Here is a 17,873-nt window from a genome sequence, read left to right as displayed (position 1 = left end):
GGCTCCAGCCAGGTGAGGAGAAAGCCAGTCTAGCCGCGGCAGCGTCAGCGGAGCGTTATGCGGCGCGGCCGGCGGCCACCCGTTCAGGTACCCAGCAGCTCGCCGATGGGCTGCAGCCCCTCCACCCGGTCGCACACCGCCTTGACGCTGGCCAGGATGGGCACGGCGAGCAGCAGGCCCCACACGCCCCACAGCCAGCCGAAGGCCAGCACGCCGATGAACACGACGACCGCGTTCATGCGGCTGCTGCGGCTGCTCAAATACGGCATCAGCAGATTGCCCGAGAGCGTGTGCACGCCCAGCGCGATGCCCGACACCAGCAGCGCCATGTCCACGTTGCCGAACTGCACGAAGCTCATCAGGCCCGCGCTGGTGGTCAGCACGGCGGCGCCGAGGTAGGGCACGAAGTCCAGCACGAAGGCCACCACGCCCCAGACGGCCGCGTGCTCCAGGCCCACGAGCAGGAAGGCCAGCCAGATGGTCAGGCCCACCACGGCGCTGGTAAACACTTGCACCAGCAGGTAGCGCTGGATCTGCGCACCGATCTCGTCCAGGGTCTGGACCGTCAGGCGCCGTTTGGCGAATGTCGGGCCGGCCAGGTGCACCAGCTTGCGCCGGAAGGTGTCGCCCGATGCCAGCAGGAAGAAGGCGATGAACACCACCACCATCACCGCGCCCACCGAGGCCAGCAGGCCCAGCGTGCCGGTCCAGAGATAGTCATGCAGGTTGAAACGCGGCCGCTCGACGACGACGCGTGTGATGCCGCGCGAGCTTGCTGTTGCCGGTCCCGGCGCGCCGGCCTCGGCCGCCTGCTCCAGCTGGGTGGCCGCCTTCTGCATCTGGACCAGGGCACTGCTCGATCCGGGCCGGTGGGCCGCCACGGCCGCGCGCACTTTCTCGGTGGCTGCGGGCAGTGATTCGAGCAGCTTGCCGGCGTCGTCGGAGAGCGCATAGCCCGTCCAACCAACAGCGCCCACCAGGCTCAGCAGCAGCATGGCTGCGGCCACCGCGCGCGGCAGCCGCAGCCGCTGGAGCTGTTCGACCACCGGCGCCAGTGCATAGCTCAACATCAGGCCGAGCAGCAACGGCACGAAGACCGCAGCGGCCACATGCAGGGTGAACAGCACGGCCACCAGCGCCAGCAGCGCCAGCGAGAAGCTGCGCACGTCCACCGGCATGTGCAGGCGCAACGGTTCGCTGGTGGGCGGTGCAGGGTCGGTGCTGTTGGGAAGGGCGCTCATGACGGAGCAGCGTACGCGCTGTTACACCCACCCGTGCTCGCTCTTGCACGCTTCACGGCGCCGTCCGACACGGGGGCGTTGTGGCGGCCGACAAGGCGTTGCGGCGCTGGTGGCCGACCCTGTGACATGCGCCTTTTTACTCAACAGTTTGCGCGCCAGACCGCCCGCGTGCTGCACAACCCCTGGGGCTTCGCCTGGCAGACGCTCAAATCCTTCCGCGCCAACCAGGGCCTGCTGCTGGCCGGTGCGGTGGCCTATTACGCGCTGCTGTCCATCGTGCCGCTGATGATCCTCAGCGTCATCGCGCTGTCGCACTGGGTCGACCCCGCGCGGCTGCTGCAGACGGTGGGCCGCTACCTGGAATGGCTGGTGCCGGGGCAGTCGGCCGCCGTGGTGGCCGAGCTGGCGCGCTTCCTGGCCCACCGCGAGGTGATGGGCTGGGTGCTGCTGGTCAGCATGCTGTTCTTCAGCTCGCTGGCCTTCTCCGTGCTGGAGAGCGCAATGTCGGCCATCTTTCATCACCGGCGCAAGCTCAACCAGCGGCATTTCCTGATCTCGGCGCTGATCCCCTATGTCTATATCCTCTGCCTGAGCGTGGGCCTGCTGCTGGTGACGCTGGTGGCCGGCCGCTTCCAGGCCCTGGGTCAGCGCGAGGTGGAGCTCCTGGGCTTCAGCTGGTCGCTGGACGGGGTGTCCGGCGTCATGCTGTATCTGCTGGGGTTTGCCGGCGAGGTTTTCGTGCTGGCCTCGGTCTACATGGTCATGCCGGGCGGGCGGCCGTCGCTGCCGTTGGCGCTGATCGGTGCACTGGCCGCCGCCCTGCTGTGGGAGCTGTCGCGCCATGTGCTGGTCTGGTACTTCGGCACGCTGTCGCAGATCGGCACCGTCTACGGCTCCCTGACCACGGCCATCGCCGTGCTGTTGAGCCTGGAGGTCGCGGCCACGCTGCTGCTGTATGGAGCCCAGGTCATTGCGGAGTTCGAGCGGCTGGGCGAGACCTGATCATCCTTGCGATGGTGGTCAGGTTGATGACCGCAATAACCACCTCCAGCGCCGTGCCGCCGATGGAGCCTGCGATCAGGTTGTTGGCGATCCACAGCCCGGTGCCACACAGCATCAGCAGCCGCATCGGAATGCCCTGCAGCGTGAAGAGGGCAATCGTGCCCAGGCAGGACGCCGTCAGCGGCAGCCAGTCGCTGGGCCTGTGGGCCAGGCCCAAGCCAAAACCGAGGTTGGCCGCCACGATGACGACGGCCACCCACACCGAACGCGTATGCAGCGACAACAGCGAACGCAGCATGGACAGAGATGAACTCACCACCGCCGTCGGGTTGCCCAGCAGCGCGAAGTGGGCGACATAGGCAATGCACTCGCCCGTCATGAACCACTTGAAGCGGCGGTCATCGGTCTGCAAGAAGCAGCCGACGCCGAGCACAAAGGCGACATAGCCGAAGAGTTGAGCGGGCGAGAACCAGTCGGCGATGGGCATGCGGGCGGGGACGCGGAGGTCGTCGACCCCCCGAGAACTAGGGAGGCGCGGCGGTGGGCCGGAGATTGTCCCGCTGACGCCAGGAAAGCCCATCTTCGTGCATGGCAGGGCGCATTCCAGGCGGTTATGCCGCCCGCTTGAATTGGCAGGGCATTGCCGGACTAACCCGCTGGTCGCTGCACAGTGGTTTTGCAGACCATGCGACCCGCCCTCAGTTCACGCGACGCCGTCGCCCCGCCCATGACCAAGAAGACGCTGCTTGCCGGCCTGGCAATAACTGGTTTGCTGATCGGTGCAACGGCCCGCGCCGAATTGCAGCCGCGTGCCAACGGCGCCATGGTCTACGACACGCAGACCAACCTGACCTGGCTGGCCGATGCCACCACCGGCGGGCTGCGCACGCAGGCCGACGCGCTGCAATGGGCGGCTTCCTTGAGCTTTGGCGGCTTCGACGACTGGCGCCTGCCGGTGGTGGCGCCGGTCAATGGCAGCGCGCTGCAGCTGGACTATTCAGAGGACGGCTCCACCGACATCGGCATCAACAACAACGGTGCAAACAGCGAGCTGGGCCACCTCTTCTACGCCAGCCTGGGCAACACGGCCGCCGGGCCCACGCAGACCGGCTCGTTCAGCGGCCTCGTCGATCCGAACAGCCCGGTCGGGCCGGTGTTCTGGACGGGCACGGCCTCCGAACCCGGCTGGGCCTTGAGCTTCTTCATGGGCATGGGTCTGCAGGACCAGCTCGCCACCGACACCCTGGCCCAGGCCTGGGCCGTGCGCGTCGGCGACGTGGCCCCGGTGCCCGAGCCGGGCAGCGTGCTGCTGATGCTCGCCGGCCTGCTGGCCATCGCGGCACGCCGCCGTCAGGGCTGAGGAGGCCGCCATGAAAGCACTTGCTCTCTTCGCCCTGTGTCTTGGCCTGGCCACCACGGCCCATGCCGGCTACACGCCCACGCCCAACGACTGGGCCTGCACCAACAAGGTCGGTGGCACCTGGACCCATGGCCGCGCCCCTTCGGGCTGCGACGCCAACGCCTTCGGTCCGGACAGCTTCGTGCGCGGCAACTACCCCGGCACCATCTTCAACGACGCGTCCGCCAGCCTCGTCGACGAGCGCAAGCGCTACATGCAGGCGATGTACCCGGTCATCCGTGACGCGAGCGACCGCTACCTGCGCTCGCGCAAGCCGGCAGTGTCGGCGCGCGAGCTGGAAGCCTTCCAGCGCGGCACCTACGCAACGCTGCGCCAGGAGACCTTCTGGTCGCACTACCGCGACGCGCAGCTGTCTGCCGGTCAGCCCTATGCGCTGAAGATGATGCGCGGCGACAGTGGCCACGGCCACGGAATGATGCAGGTCGACGACCGCTATCACTTCGTCCAGCTCCAGGAAGGCAAGGGCTGGAACATGATGCAGAACTTCACCTACGCGATCGACATCTACTACGCGGCGTGGGAGGCCGCACCGGCTTCCTGCATGGGTGGCGTGACGACGCCGACGGGCACGACGGCACAGGTCGACGAGTACTGGCGCGGCCGCGCGCGCTCGGCCTGGTCGGCCTACAACGGCGGCCCCACCAAGGTCTGCCGCTGGCAGAACGGGTCGGATGTCAACGTGGCCAAGGACAACGGCTACCGCGATAACTACGACGCGAAGCTCTGGCTGGTCGACATCACCGACCTCAGCAAGGCCGCCGGCATCGACGTGGCCTGCCTGATGGACAACGGCCCCAGCTGCCCCGTGCCGGTGGGCGGCAACGTCGAGCCCGGCAAGCTGCTGCAGGTCGGCGCCGCCGCCTGCGTGCTGGCCGGCAACAACACGCTTGAGTGCGTGGACGACGTGCGCGACGCCGCCTGCCTGGCCGGCCGAGCCAGCTTCGACGAAGGCAGCATCACGCAGGTGTATGTCGCGCAGACGGCCAGCTACGCCCGCATCGACCACAACCGCCACCAGCTCTGCCGCGCCCAGGTGCCCGGCCTGCAGTCGCTGGCCAGCGCGATCGCCACGCTGCAGCCGCTGGACCTGCGCTCGGCGCCGGGCGGCATGGTGCTGGGCCAGGCGGCGGCGGGCACCTACCAGGTGCTGGACTTCATGGTCAGCGGCGCGCAGCAGCAGAAGCGCCTGTATCGCATCCGTGCCGACATCAATGGCGCGCTGACCGATGGCTGGGTCGACGCAGGAGATGCCGGCACGCATGCCACGCTGGCGGTAGGTGCCGCGCCAGCCGGCCCCGGCGCCATCGCCTATGCGGGCGACTGGGTCAAGGTCGTGCCCAACCTCAACATGCGCGCCACACCGGGCGGCGCCCTGCTCGTCGCCATCCCGGCCAACACCGCCGTGCAGGTCAAGGAGGTGTTCGGCACCGCCTCGGCCAACAACCTCTACTACCGCGTCGAGTACACGCACAACGACGGCGTGCTGCGCGAGGGCTGGATCTTTGCCGGCAACCTCTACCCGGCGTCCACGCTGGCCAGTTGGGCGCTACCGACCGCCACGCCGTCGGCACAGAAGCACGCCCATTGCCCCAATGGCACGCGCTACGACAACCATCTGCGCCAGTGCATGAGCACCAGCTCCACCTACGGCCCCTTCACGGCCGCAGCGGTGCAGGCCTGCGTGGATGGCGCAGGCGGCGCGGTCTGCACGGCCAACCGTGCGACGGTCGTCGACGGCGTGGCGCTGGCGATGCCGATCTGGAGCAAGGCTCTGGCCGCCGCAGCCGCCGGCAATGGCGACTGCCCGCGGGGCGCGGCGCGCTCCATGGCGCACCGCTTCCATTGCACCGAGACCGTGACCCGCAACGGCGCCGCCGAGACCGACGTCTACGGCCCCTTCGGCACGGCCCTCGTCAACGCCTGCCTGGTGCGTTCCGGCAACGCCGCCTATTGCCGGACCAACCGCTGGCCGGCCGCGGCCTTCCTCGCGCTGCAGCCCTGAGTGGCGATGAAGGCACTGCTTGCGCTGGCCGCCGCCGCGGCCGTGGTGGCCGGGCTGTGGTGGACGCAGCGGGGCGACGCCGTGCCGGTCGCCGCCACCGCCCGGCCCGCTTCGCCTGGGGCGCTGGCGCAAGCCCCTTCCGCCAGCGCCTCGTCGCCAGCCGGGCCGCTGCCGGCTGCCACAGCCGCTGTCGAGCCCGCCGCGGTTGCATCGCTCGGCAGCGCGCCGCCGGCGCAGGCGCTGCGCACCTTGATTCGCTGCCACGCCGCCGACAGCTGCCGCCTGACCCGCGGCGAAGGTCTGGACGAGCACTTCGAGGTGGTGCGCCTGCTGCTCGAGCAACTGGACCGCCTCACCGCCCATGGCAGCCCCGCCGACCAGGCCGCGTGGGCGCGCGAGCTGCTGGCCTTCCCCGACGGCCATGTGCAGGCCGCGGCGCTGGCGCTCGCCGCTCGGCTGCCACCTTCGGCCGAGACCGCGGCGGCTGCCGTTGCGGCACTGGGCCGAACCTATGACGCCGTGCTGCTTGCCAAGGCCTATCCGGTCCTGCAGCAGTGGCAGCAGCTCGGCCTGTCCAGCGGCTACGACGACATGTTCGTCGGCCTCGTCCACACCGGTGGCTGGCAGGCCGCGCAGTCGGTGGCCGAGAACGTCGGGCCCTTCCTGAACGCCGGCAACGTGGGGCGCTTCGAGCAAGTGGCGCGGCAGCTGCAGCCCGGCGCGCGCCAGCAGGCGCTGCTGCGCTCGCTGCGCGACTATCAGCTGCAGCATGCGGGTGGCTGAGCGAACCCGCCGTCGTTGACGCGCTGGCCGCTGCGCTGAGCGACACACCCGAAGTCGCCACTGCCGCCGCCCAGTCCCTCACGGAGCTGAAGGACCCGCGCTCCGGCGAACGTCTGCTAGCCCATGCCGCCTCGCCCCGCCTCCACGCTCGGCAAGCTGCGCGCCACGGCCGCCGCCACCGCGCTGCGCGAGGCCATGGCCGACGACTACTGGCAGGTCCGCCTGCGCGCCGCCCGTGCACTCGGCCGCATCGGCGACGTGCGAGCCGTACCCGAGCTGAGCGAGGCCCTCATCCACCCCGCCGGCAACTTGCGCAAGGAAGCGGCCATCGCGCTGGGCGACATCGGCGACGTGACTGCCGTTCCCGCCCTGCAAGCCGCCGCTGCCGACCCCGACCCGGAAGTCCGCAAGGCGGTGCGCCTGTCGCTGCAACGCCTGGGCGCACCGGCCGGGGTGGACCGATGAGCGATCTCCCGCAAGCCGTCGAGCTGACACCCGCCGCGCTGCACCTGCGCTGGCCCGACGGCGCGGCCGAGCTGCCAGCCGCCCGGCTGCGCGCCGTCTGCCGCTGCGGCGGCTGCCGTGCTCGCGCCGAGCGCGGCGAGCCCGCACCCGCACCGGCCGAGCTGGTCGATGCCGTGCCGGTGGGCCGCTACGCCCTGAACCTCATCTTCAGCGACGGCCACGACCGCGGCATCTACCCCTGGACCTGGCTGCGGGAGCTGGGGCCTGTCAACGCCGCGGCGTAGGAACCCGTCCGCCGCGGAAGGCGGCCCCGTCCGACAGTCCCTGCGCGCCGCAATTCCATACTCGGACCATGCGTTTTGAAGACTATTACCGGGTCATGGGTGTCGCCGCCGATGCCGATGCGGCTGCCATCAAGCAGGCCTACCGGCGTCAGGCGCGGCTGCTTCACCCCGACGTGAACCAGTCCGCCGATGCGCATGCGTCCATGGCCCGCATCAACGAGGCCTACGACGTGCTGGCCGACCCGCAGCGCCGCGTCGCCTATGACGGCGTGCGCCGGCGGCACCAGGCGCTGCAGCAGGCGACCACTGGCGCCGGCAAACCCGCCGAGCCCGAGCTCCCCAGCGACTGGCAGCAGGGCTTCACCTATGAAGGCGGAGCGACCGCGGGGCGCGCTGGCCAGGGCTTCAGCGACTTCTTCACCAGCATGTTCGGCCGCGATGCCAAGCCCGAGCCGCCAGACGCCAAGCCCGAACGCGGGACCGATGAGCACGTCAAGCTGGTCATCGACGCCTCAGACGCCATCGACGGCGCCGTACGCTCGGTCAACGTGCGCGGCCTGGCGCCGGACGAGCAGGGCCACCGTGCCGTCGTCGTGCGCAACGTGCAGGTCCGCATCCCCAAGGGCATACGCGCGGGCCAGCACATCCGCCTGCCGGCACAGGGCTCGGCGGGCCGTGGCGGCGGCGCGAGCGGCGACCTGTACCTGGAGATCCAGTTCAAGGACGTCGCCCGTGAGAAGAGCCGTGACGTACATGAACAGCTGCCGCTGACGCCCTGGGAGGCCGCGCTGGGCGGCGACGTGAGCGCCGCCACGCCTGCCGGCACGGTCAGCGTGACCGTGCCACCGGACACACCGCATGGCAAGCGCCTGCGCTTGAAGGGCCGCGGTCTGGCAGGTGAGCCGGCAGGCGACATGGTGCTGGAGGTCGAGGTCGTGCTGCCGCCCTCCACGCTGCCGGGCGCGCGTGCCGCCTACGAGGTCATGGCCGCTGCCGTCGGTCGTGACTTCCACCCCCGCGCAGAAGGCGAGCCATGAACGACGGTGATGTGCTGGTCGGCGTGGTCATCGACGAGCAGACGCTGACGCTCGAAGAGCTGGCCTGCGCCTGCGGCGTCAGCGTCGACTGGCTGAGCCAGCGGCTGGATGCCGGCCTGCTGGGCTGCCACAGTGGCGAAGGCGAAAGCCGGCGCTTCGCCAGCCCGCATCTGCACCGCGCCGGCCGGCTGCTGGCCATCGAACAGGACTTCGACGCCAACCAGGAACTCGCGGCGCTGGTGGTGGACCTGCTCGAGGAGATCCACCGGCTCAGGGCGGGCGGATAGAACGATCAATCCTCCTGCGACGGGAACAGTTCCGTCCGGCCGTCGGCATGCCGTGCGAAGCGGCCGGCCTCGTCACCATGCACCGGCGCCGGGTCGCTCCAGGGCCAGCCGCCGAACTGGGTGCGGCGGTAGTCCTCGAAGGCCTGGTGCAGCTCCTGCTGCGTGTTCATGACGAAGGGGCCGTATTGGGCGACGGGCTCGCCGATGGGGCGGCCCTGCAGCATCAGCAACTCGGCTGCTGTTTCTCCGCCATTGACGAGCGTGACCGCGGCGCCGGCTCGCAGCTCGATCGCGTGCCGCGTGGCCACGGCATGGCCATCGACGGTGATCCGTGCGCCGGCAAAGAAGTAGAGCTTGCGGCGCGTGTCCGCGCCCGTCGCCGGCGGCAGCACCCACTGCGCACCCGGCGCCAGGCGCAGGGTCCAGATGGCCACGTCTGCCTGCTGGCGCGAGGCCCAGGAATCAGGCGGCGGCGCCAGCGGCTGGGTCACCCCGGCGGGCGTTGGCAGGGCACCGGCGATGCAGACGACGTCGGTCGCGTGCCCGGCGTCGTCGACGAAGCGGTGCCGCGGGATCTCCTGCGACCAGAACATCGTGAAGTGCGGCGCCACCATCTTGCTGGCGGCCGGCAGGTTGAGCCAGATCTGGAACAGCTCCAGCGGGTTGGGCTTGTCCGTGTGCAGCAGCGGGAACATCTCCGCGTGCACGATGCCCTGGCCAGCGGTGAGCCACTGCACGTCGCCGCCCCCGAATCGCGCGCCGGCGCCCAGCGAGTCGGCGTGATCGATGCGGCCCTGGCGCACGATCGTCACCGTCTCGAAGCCGCGGTGCGGGTGGGCCGGGAAGCCGGGCACCTGCTCGCCGTGATACATGCTCCAGCCGCCCTGCCCTGAGAAGTCCGAGCCGATCTGGCGGCCCTTCAGCAGCGCCGCATCCGGCCCGTAGCGGCCATTGCCGGGCGGGTAGGCGTCGTCGTGGTGGACGCAGAACAGGAAGGGGTCGAGCGTCTCCCAGGGCATGCCCAGGGGCGAGATGGAGACGATGGCGGGTGGCGAGGCGGCGGTGGTCATGGCGGCATCCTGGAGGGCGCCAGCCTAGCGCGTGTCGAGTGAGCTTGAAGAAGCGCGGGCTTCTCTACATTGGCGGCCGGCCACGCTGGCAGCCACCAGGCTTTCGACGCGGCCATCCGCTGGGGTGTTGGCATGACCGCAAGGCGCGCGGCGACTGAGAGAGTCCCTTTGAGCCTGATTGAGGTAAGCCTCGCGCCTTAAAGATAAACATCTAGGAGCGCGCCGCCGCGCCTCGGCAAAGCCTAAAAGCCGTCGCTGAATACCTGCTTGCCGCCGACGCAGATTCGGATTTTTACGCTAAAGAGTCCGGACTTCGCGTAGACCTCAACCTCCTCAGGGGGCCCATCTTCTCGCTTAATCGCCCCCCTCAGGACGGGCGTTCCAGCCATGGCAAAGCGGTCGGTCGTTGAGTCCACCTTGCTGCCATCAATGTAGAGCTTGGCCTCTGTGCTTCCGGTCAGTGAAAGACTATTCCTGACGACGATCGAATGATCGTTGTACCTAACGGCCCATTCCTTTGCAAACATAGCTCCCTTTCGAAGGTTGAAGTTCGCCCTGCTGCCCGCTACTCCGCGAAGCGCTGCTTTATGTCGCTAGCCATTCGGGCCCGGAAATTTGCGCTGCTCTTCTCAGATTCCAGCTGTTTCTTGGCGAACAGTTGCACCAGCATCGAGGCCCAATTGCCGCGCCTTTTGAATGCTTTTACGTCCACGGGTCTGTACCACGTCATGTAGTCGTCGTACACGACTTCACAGCTGATCGCGAAAACTTCCTCGCCGTTCTCCAGTAGCTGGAAATCCATATGTGTGTTTGTCTCTATGCCGTCCCGCTCGCGCGTCACAATGCTGTACGCTGTACCGTGGTAGCCGAAATGCATGGTCTTGTTCTTGAAGTCTTGAGACTCTTCACTGGGGTTGTCGATACCCAGTTTGTTCCACTGCTGCCAATCGTCGCGCTTGGACCATGCCGGATAGCTGCGCATTTCATCCCATAACTGCGCCAGCGCGGAATCCAGCTGATTGTCCTTTGCGAATTTAGCTAGTCTGGCTTTAAGCTTCTCATCATCGCTGAATTGAGCGGCAACGGCTTTCTTGTACGCATTCCCTTCGGTTCGTGATTCGCGTTCTGCTGAAAGGCGCGCTGCCGCAATGGCATCCAGAAACGGGTCGGTTTCTGGCGCCGGCTTACCCGGTTCCGTTGTGAACGCCGTGCTCTCAGGTTCAGGTTGCGGTGCGGGCTTCTTCTTGGGATTGTTCGCGCGCCACATCCACCACACGAGTACAGCAATGAATAGGGCCGCGTAGATTGTTTCCACATCCATTTCGTACTTCTTTCCTAAGTTTGCCCCAGGCGATTTAGGTCGCCATAGTGCCTTGGAGTGTGCTGCGGCACCCGATATTATTACTCGCTGGGAAGCGATACCGCCTTCATCTCATTGATCGCCTTCAGAAGTCGGATCGTTACCGTACCGTCAAGCGCCTCGCCTTGATATCGCACTTCGTATAGGCCCTGTAAATTGGACGGCAGCCTCACGCCATCGCGAACCAGCAAAATAAACCGCCTTCCATAAAGGGCCATCGCGGCGCCGATCTCGATGAGTACGTTAGCGTTAATTACCGTGTGCTCTTTCCCTTCAGAGTCGGCCAGCTTCATCTCCCCGTCAACGTGAATGATTGCGGCGCCGCAACTCCGCATATCATTCATAACCTTGTCTGGAACAGGCTGGGCAACAGACTCCTTGTGAATCGAAACCACGGGGATCAATTCACCGAAGCCAAGTAGCTCCTTAAGGGGATCGATAAAGGCGGTGTTTTTTCCATGCGTGATGAAAACGCGTCGCAGCCGTGCGTCGTTGTTAACGCTCGGCCGCTTCGATTCCTGAGCGACAGCAGCGGCCTCCGGCTCATGCACGCTTCGCACTAGATCTTTGATTTGCGACTCGGCAGGCGCTTCGGTGGAGGAACCTACGTCTTCAAACGGCGTCGAGGTCCCCGCGGGCTTAACCCCACCGAGATTGACGTATTTGCGCTCCTTAATGGTCTGCAAGAACCCTACCGAATCGGCCGTGCGCAAAATCATGTCCCATGCGGCCTTCGTCCGATCCGCGGGCACGTTCATACCCTTAAGTACATTCGTTCCGATGTCCTCTCGGGGCAGCGGCGATCCCGAGTATTTTGAGAGGAACTCTCTCAGAATCCGCGGCTTCATAACCGCTTCGCGCCGCCCTGCGAGGTCAGCCCCTTCTTCTTGGGGCTCAATGATTTGCCTCGCAAGGGCCGTAGGCGCAATTTGTGAGGCGTTGTATCCCCCGCTGGTCAGTCCGAATGCAATGGACGAACCGCAGAGCATTCGAAACTTTCCGCTTGTCGGGGTAAGGTCCATTGCCGCCGCAACATCTAGCGGGGTCGCTGGATGCCCGCCGTACTCCTGCAACAGCGCCTTTGCGACTAGCAGCGCCTCGTCTAGGTCGTATGCCGGAATGTCTTCCTGAGACATATATGAACGGGTCCGCTCTGCGCCGTTCGTTGGCGTTGCCGTTGCTCCCATCTTCGAAGCAGCAGCCTTCTTAGCAGGCGCAGCTTTTGCGGTCGGGATAGCCTTTTTTACGGGTGTTCTTGCCACTCTTCGCTCCCTTTCTGGATGCTCTTGCACGTTATCTCAGCTTCGCAACCGCGCGCAGGTACGCCGCGCGGGTCTTGAGTTCCAGCTTGCGCATGCGCATGTCCTCGGTCATGCGTTGACGCAGCGGTGAGATGGCTTCAGGCGATGGGGTCATGGTCCTGCTCCTGTTGAAGAGCGAGGCGGATTGCCTCGCTGCTCAACGGTGGCAGGAACGCTGGATCGATCAACTCCCACTGCCGCCGCAGCGGCTACCGCGCGAGCGGTTTAGTCCCCTGGCCGCAAGCCGACCTTTCCCACTTACTCGCTCCCCTTCACTCCCTTCTCCTCGCTCGCCACCGCCTTGGCCACCTTCGCCGGCCACGCCCCGCCCGTGCTGAAAGCAGCCCAGGCCCAGCCCACCCAGCGCAGCAGCGACACGGCCAGCCACAGCGCCCAGGACAGCATGGCTGCGCGGTACAGCCACACCGGTGCGCTCAGCACCCACGCACCCGCCGTGTGCTCGGTGAAACGGTCGCTCGTCCAGTTCAGCAGCGTGCTGCTCGACCCCGGCCCGGCGACGAGTAGCTCCGGGTAGCCCAGCAGGCCGGTGCGCAGCACCTCCAGCAGCGCGCCCACGGCTGCCAGCGTCAGCAGTACGAGCAGGAGCTGCACGGCGATGCGCATGCCGCGCCGGCCGAGCCGGCCCCAGCGGCGGCGGGCCTCCAGCGCGCCGAACCAGCCGGCCAGTACGGCCAGCGCGCTCAGCGACACCGGCGCCACGCCCAGCGCCAGCACGATCCAGGCCGGCCGGCCCATCAGCCCCGGCAAGCCGCGCGGCGCCAGCCAGGCCAGCACGAGGACGACGCCGAGGGCGCCCCAGATCAGCACGGCCGGCCCGATCAGCGGGCCGCCCACGGCGAGCACGATGCGGTCCTCGGGTACGTGCAATGTCAGCGCGTCGTTGACGCCGGGCAGGCCCAGGGCGAGGCCCTCGTGGCGCCACAGCACCCCCATGCCGGCGGGCTCGCGCCAATGGATGTCGACAATCTGCGGGCCCGGCGCCAGCGGTAGGCTGAGCACGTTGTCGCGTGGCTGCAGGGCCAGCTTCTGGCCGTTGATCTGCACGTCCAGCAGTTCGGCGCCGGCCGGCAGCTTCAGCGCGTGCGTGCCGCCGAGGCTGGTGCGCAGGCGCATCGACAGCTCCACATCGCTGCTGCGCTCGCCGGGCTTGATGGTGGTGCGCACATCGTCCAGTGTCAGCGTCTGGCCGCCCACGCCGGCGGGCTTGGCGATGGCCAGTTTCAGTGTCTCGCCGGGCCAGGGGCGCCATTCGGGCAGCCAGTCGCCGCCCTGCTGCAGCGCCGTCGCCGGCAGGCCGCTGGCGTCCACGTGCCATTGCGCCGATGCGGCCAGCGTCCAGCGCTCGACCTGATGGGGTTCCTTGCCTGCCACCAGCGTCAGCGCCTCGCCCGGTGGCAGGCTGCTGGCCACCTCGACGGTGTCCTCGCCGCCGAGCTGCAGGCTGGCCACGCCGCCGTCCACCGTCACGCGTGCGTCACTGACCGCCTCGCCCGGCAGCAGCGCCCAGCGCACGCGCAGCGGTGCCCGGCTCGCGGCCAGGCGCTCGATGCGCGTGTGCACCTGCCAGCGCAGGCCCAGCGCCAGGCGACGGTCCACGCGTACCAGCGGCGGCAGCGCGTCGCGCTGGGTGCCGGTGTCCTCGGCACGCCGGCTGCCGGCCACGGCCTCGCGGCTCAGCGTGATCGCGCCCGTGCTCTGGCCATTCGGGTCCAGGCCCGCCAGCGTCCAGCCCTTGAGTTCGGTCTGCAGCGTGCGCGGCGGCAGCGGCAGCGCGATGTCCAGGCCGCTGGCGCTGCCGACATCGGCGGCGAGCACGACCTGGTGCACGCCGGCCGGCACGGCGATCAGCAGGCGGCCCTCGTCGTCGCGTCGCGTTGCGGCGGGCTGGCCGTCCAGCAGCACGCTGCCCGGCTGCCAGCCCGTGCCCTGGCCGGGCAGCGGCACGGCCACCAGCGCCAGCGCGTGGATCTCGGCGCGCAGCTGCACAGCCGAGCCCGACGCACTGATGAGCAACCGCGCCAGCTCGGCGCAGCGCGGCAGGCAGTCGGGCGGCGCGGCGAGCTTGCCGCGCAGCGCCTGCAGCTGCTCGTCGCTGGGCCACGGTGCCGAGGTAGAAGCCTGGGCTTCGCTCGGTTGGGGCGCTAGCGCCAGCGCCAGCAACAGGGCTGCGGCCGCCACACCGCCGGCCCGCTGCAAGGACGGCAGGCGCGGCAGCTTCCAGCCCGCCACGCCGGCCAGCGCCAGCGCGAGCAGCGCCACGCCGGCGAGCTTGAGCAGCGCCGTCGCCCAGGGCGGCAGCAGCCACAGATTCAGCGTCTCCTCGGGCGTGACAGGGCCGCTCCAGCTGAGCCGATGGGCGCGCCAGCTCCAGGTCGGCAGGCCAGGGCCGGTCTGCACGCGCGCGCCGGGGTCGACGCGGCTGAGGTCGCTGCTGGCGTACGCGTCCTTGCGGACCTTGCTGCCCGAGACGACGACGGACTCCAGCCGCTGTTCGGCAGCGGGCATTCTTCGATCAGGCGGCGCAGGGGCGGCCACCTGGAATTCGGGCGGCGGCACCACCTTCTCCTCGATGATCTGCACCTCGCGTGGTGCTGCCACCTCCTTGGCCATGCCCCAGGCCATGCCGTTGTGCTCCAGGCTCGGATAGATTGCCTGGCGCAGCTCGGCCACCGCGAACACCAGCAACACCAGCGTCAGCATGGCGGCCACCGCCAATCGGCCACGCGCGAACGCGGCCCGCGCCCGCCCCGCCGGCAGCACGCGCGCCAGCGCCGTCAGCGCCAGCAGGCCGAACCACAGCGCCGCCGGCGGGCTGCCGGGCGTGTGCCAGGTCAGCGCAAGCGCCGCGCCCAGCAGCAGGCCCGTGCGCCAGCCCAGCAGCCGGTAGGCGGCCAGCGCCGCCAGCAGCACGAAGAAGAAATCCCACAGCGTCCACATCGACACCCAGGCACCGTCGGCGCGACTGGGGCCTTGCGCGTGCAGCAGGCGCCAGCCGGGCGGCAGCTGCAGCGTGGCGCTCAGGCTGTCCACGCTCGCGCTCCAGCCGCTGGCGGGCAGGGCGCCGTTGCGCGGCCAGCGGCTGTCGGCCTCGATGCGGGCGTTGCGCTGGCGCACTTCGAAGCCGGCGGGGCCGTCGGCGGCCAGGCGGGTGATGGGCTGGTCCTGCCCGCCCAGCGCCGCGCGGCCGAGCTGGCCGGGCGCGGGCATGGCCAGGCGCGAGCTGGCCGACAGCTGGCCCTCGAACCTGTCACTGGCCGTCAGGCCTTGGCCGTCGAAGTCCAGCCACAGCCGGCGCGCCAGCGTCAGCGTGTCGGGCGCGGGCTTGGCGTTGCCGCGCTGCAGCTCGGTCAGTTTCAGCGTCTCGCCGGGCTTCAAGCGAAAGGCCGGCAGCGCGCGCCAGGCCTCGGGCATCTCGACCTGGCGCGGGTCCACGCTGGCCGGGCCTTCGGGGCGGATCAGCCGCAGCGCGGGTTGGGCCTTGACGACCCAGACCTCTTCGTCCGCTGCCGTGCCGGGCAGCGTCAGCGCCTGCACCGGCGCGCTCAGCCGCGCGCGCAACTCGACATGCCAGTTGCCGGGCCGCGCCTGCACGACGAGGCGGCCGTCATCCGCCAGGCGGGCCGGCAACGGGCTGTCCAGCTGCATGGCGCGCAGTCCCGGCAGCAGGGCCAGCGGCAGCTCCACGGCGCGGGCACGGCCGGCCACGCGCAGCTCGAAGACGGTCGTCACCGTCAGCGGCAGGTCGTCGTCGACGAGACGCGTGGTCTGCACGCTGACGCTGTCGCTGGCCTCGGCCGGGCTGGCGACGGCGCGCAGCCACAGCCGGCCTTCGCCGTCCGGCGCGCGGGCCTGCGTGGCGCCATCGCTGGTCACGACGATGGCCGCCAGGCCGGCCGGCACGGCGAGGTTCTGCGGCATCTCCGTCCAGACGATGCGGCCTTCGACGACATGCACGCCCGGCGCCAGCCAGACGGCGGGGTGCTCGTCGGCCTCGACGACGGCCAGCGCCGTGCCGCCAGCCTTCACGTCTTGCGGCCACGCGCCGGCCTCGCCGGGCAGGGCCACGCGTGCCGGAGCGCCGAAGACCCGCACCTCCAGCCTGAACGTCGCGTCACGCGGCCCGGCACCGAGCTGCAGCCGGCCCGGCCAGACGCAGACGGCCGGCTCGGCGGCATCCATGGGTGTCGGGCAGCCCAGTGGCGGCTGGCCTTGCTGAGCCCAGGGCAGCCAGTCGCGCGTGGTGGCGGGCAGCTCGGCGGTGGTGAGCGGGGCGGCCTGGGCCGAGATGGCGGCGAGCGCCAGCAGCGCGGCGCGGATCGAACGTGCGAACGGAGCATTCGGCGGCATGAGCCCTCCCTGGGTTCAGGGCCGCATGCTCGCAGAAGTACCGGTGTGTTCGACCTAGGGTGTGCGAGGCCTTGGCCGCAGCGTCATGGCCTGGTTGCGGGCTTGGCTCAGGGCTTCACGCGCACGATGCGGCCATGCGCTTCCAGTACGAGATAGAGCAGCCCGTCCGGCCCCTCGCGCACGTCGCGCATGCGGCCGGCGTCGGGGAAGAGGCGTTCCTGCTCGGCGGGGCGGTTGTCGGCATCGAGCTTCACGCGTTCCAGGTGGCCGAACTTCAGCGAGCCGATGAAGAAGCTGTTCTGCCAGGCCGGGCCGTACTTGGCGCTCTTGAGCCGCACGAGGCCGGCGGGCGCGATGGAGGGCACCCACTTCACGATGGGCTGCTCCATGCCGGCCTTGGCCGCGATGCCGTCGCCGATCTTGCCGCCGCCGTAGTTCTCGCCGTAGGTGATGACGGGCCAGCCGTAGTTGAGCTTGGGCGTGATGAGGTTGAGCTCGTCACCCCCTTGCGGGCCATGCTCGTGTTCCCACAGCCGGCCTTGCGCGTCCAGCGTCAGACCCTGCGAGTTGCGGTGGCCATAGCTCCAGATCTCCGGCAGGGCGCCGGGCGTGTTCACGAAGGGGTTGTCGGCCGGCACGCTGCCGTCCTTGCCGACGCGCACGATCTTTCCGAGGTGGTTGTCCAGCGTCTGCGCGCTCTGCATCTGGCTGAAGCGCTCGCCCAGGCTCAGCATCAGCTTGCCGTCCGGCATCTCGACGATGCGGCAGCCGAAGTGGTGCTTGCTCTCGACCTTGGGCTTCTGGCTGAAGATGACCTTGACGTCGGTGAGGCGCTTGGCGTCTTCGCTGAGGCGCGCGCGCGCCAGGGCCGTGCTGTTTGTCTTCTTGTCGGCGCCGGGTTCGGCGAAGCAGAAGTAGATCGTGCGGTTGCGCGCGAAGTCGCTGTCCAGCTGCACGTCCAGCAGGCCGCCCTGGCCGATGGCGTCCACAGCCGGCACGCCCGCGATGGGGGCGCTGGGCTTGCCGCCGGGTTGGGCCGTTCGCATCGCACCGTCACGCTCGGTGATCAGGAGCTGGCCGCCGGGCAGGAAGGCGACCGCCCAGGGGGTCTTGAGGCCTTCGACGACGGTTTCGAGTTCTGGGGCGGCCTGGGCGAGGGTGCAGCTCAGGGCCGCAACAAGGGGGACAAGGCGCTTGCTCATCGGCTCTGTGGGGCTGGAAGGAAAAGCACATCATCGCAGCGCCCCGCTGCG

At 69.0% G+C, this 17,873-nt stretch carries 17 protein-coding genes; 8 read left to right on the top strand and 9 right to left on the bottom strand.

The features are described 5' to 3' along the window. Positions 1–83 precede the first annotated feature (83 nt). On the bottom strand, positions 84–1,241 hold the full coding sequence (locus tag ASC91_RS20230) for an AI-2E family transporter (protein WP_056200924.1): 1,158 nt from the start codon (positions 1,239–1,241) through the stop codon (positions 84–86). A gap of 126 nt (positions 1,242–1,367) precedes the next feature. Between ASC91_RS20230 and ASC91_RS20225 the strand changes: the two genes are divergently transcribed. Next, complete coding sequence (locus tag ASC91_RS20225) at positions 1,368–2,243, top strand: YihY/virulence factor BrkB family protein (RefSeq protein WP_056200922.1); 876 nt, start codon at positions 1,368–1,370, stop codon at positions 2,241–2,243. Here ASC91_RS20225 and ASC91_RS20220 read toward each other — a convergent pair. Then, positions 2,209–2,730, bottom strand: coding sequence for a YgjV family protein (locus tag ASC91_RS20220; protein WP_056200917.1), 522 nt, complete (start codon positions 2,728–2,730; stop codon positions 2,209–2,211). The genes ASC91_RS20225 and ASC91_RS20220 overlap by 35 nt on opposite strands. A 240-nt stretch (positions 2,731–2,970) precedes the next feature. On the opposite strand from ASC91_RS20220, the gene ASC91_RS20215 reads away from it, so the two are divergent. From ASC91_RS20215 to ASC91_RS20185, 7 genes are all read left to right on the top strand, one after another. Further along, complete coding sequence (locus ASC91_RS20215; protein WP_235532039.1) at positions 2,971–3,603, top strand: PEP-CTERM sorting domain-containing protein; 633 nt, start codon at positions 2,971–2,973, stop codon at positions 3,601–3,603. Between the two features lie 10 nt (positions 3,604–3,613). Further along, positions 3,614–5,665: a hypothetical protein gene (locus ASC91_RS20210; protein ID WP_056200912.1), complete on the top strand. Its 2,052-nt coding sequence runs from the start codon at positions 3,614–3,616 to the stop codon at positions 5,663–5,665. A gap of 6 nt (positions 5,666–5,671) precedes the next feature. Continuing rightward, a complete protein-coding gene (locus tag ASC91_RS20205; RefSeq protein ID WP_056200909.1) occupies positions 5,672–6,448 on the top strand; it encodes a hypothetical protein in 777 nt (258 codons plus the stop codon). A gap of 123 nt (positions 6,449–6,571) precedes the next feature. Beyond that, entirely contained in the window at positions 6,572–6,913 is a 342-nt protein-coding gene (locus ASC91_RS20200) for a HEAT repeat domain-containing protein (RefSeq protein ID WP_056200906.1), read from the top strand. After that, positions 6,910–7,197 (top strand): DUF971 domain-containing protein, encoded by a 288-nt coding sequence (locus tag ASC91_RS20195; RefSeq protein ID WP_056200904.1) that lies wholly within the window; start codon positions 6,910–6,912, stop codon positions 7,195–7,197. Before ASC91_RS20200 ends, ASC91_RS20195 begins: the two co-directional genes overlap by 4 nt. 68 nt (positions 7,198–7,265) lie before the next feature. After that, positions 7,266–8,234: a DnaJ C-terminal domain-containing protein gene (locus ASC91_RS20190; RefSeq protein WP_056200901.1), complete on the top strand. Its 969-nt coding sequence runs from the start codon at positions 7,266–7,268 to the stop codon at positions 8,232–8,234. Then, positions 8,231–8,521 carry a chaperone modulator CbpM gene (locus ASC91_RS20185; protein ID WP_056200899.1) on the top strand — a complete coding sequence of 97 codons (291 nt, stop codon included), beginning with the start codon at positions 8,231–8,233 and terminating at the stop codon, positions 8,519–8,521. Before ASC91_RS20190 ends, ASC91_RS20185 begins: the two co-directional genes overlap by 4 nt. 5 nt (positions 8,522–8,526) lie before the next feature. Here ASC91_RS20185 and ASC91_RS20180 read toward each other — a convergent pair whose 3' ends face one another. The 7 genes from ASC91_RS20180 to ASC91_RS20155 form a co-directional block, all read right to left on the bottom strand. Beyond that, positions 8,527–9,591 (bottom strand): pirin family protein, encoded by a 1,065-nt coding sequence (locus ASC91_RS20180; RefSeq protein WP_056200897.1) that lies wholly within the window; start codon positions 9,589–9,591, stop codon positions 8,527–8,529. Positions 9,592–9,833: 242 nt separating this feature from the next. After that, positions 9,834–10,118: a hypothetical protein gene (locus ASC91_RS20175; protein ID WP_056200894.1), complete on the bottom strand. Its 285-nt coding sequence runs from the start codon at positions 10,116–10,118 to the stop codon at positions 9,834–9,836. 38 nt (positions 10,119–10,156) lie between these two features. After that, on the bottom strand, positions 10,157–10,912 hold the full coding sequence (locus ASC91_RS29620; protein ID WP_157281868.1) for a hypothetical protein: 756 nt from the start codon (positions 10,910–10,912) through the stop codon (positions 10,157–10,159). Positions 10,913–10,992: 80 nt separating this feature from the next. Further along, the gene (locus ASC91_RS20165; protein ID WP_056200889.1) at positions 10,993–12,087 is read right to left on the bottom strand and encodes a TIR domain-containing protein; all 1,095 of its coding nucleotides are present in this window, start codon (positions 12,085–12,087) and stop codon (positions 10,993–10,995) included. A 157-nt stretch (positions 12,088–12,244) separates the two neighbouring features. Then, positions 12,245–12,367 (bottom strand): hypothetical protein, encoded by a 123-nt coding sequence (locus ASC91_RS30375; protein WP_327082891.1) that lies wholly within the window; start codon positions 12,365–12,367, stop codon positions 12,245–12,247. Between the two features lie 143 nt (positions 12,368–12,510). Further along, positions 12,511–16,620 (bottom strand): hypothetical protein, encoded by a 4,110-nt coding sequence (locus ASC91_RS29615; RefSeq protein ID WP_056200886.1) that lies wholly within the window; start codon positions 16,618–16,620, stop codon positions 12,511–12,513. Between the two features lie 107 nt (positions 16,621–16,727). After that, positions 16,728–17,822 (bottom strand): PQQ-dependent sugar dehydrogenase, encoded by a 1,095-nt coding sequence (locus ASC91_RS20155; RefSeq protein ID WP_056200882.1) that lies wholly within the window; start codon positions 17,820–17,822, stop codon positions 16,728–16,730. Positions 17,823–17,873 lie beyond the last annotated feature (51 nt).

The sequence above is a fragment of the Pelomonas sp. Root1237 genome, from assembly GCF_001425055.1.
In the GTDB taxonomy this organism is placed as follows: Bacteria; Pseudomonadota; Gammaproteobacteria; order Burkholderiales; family Burkholderiaceae_C; genus Pelomonas.
This window is presented reverse-complemented; position numbering and strand designations above follow the sequence as displayed.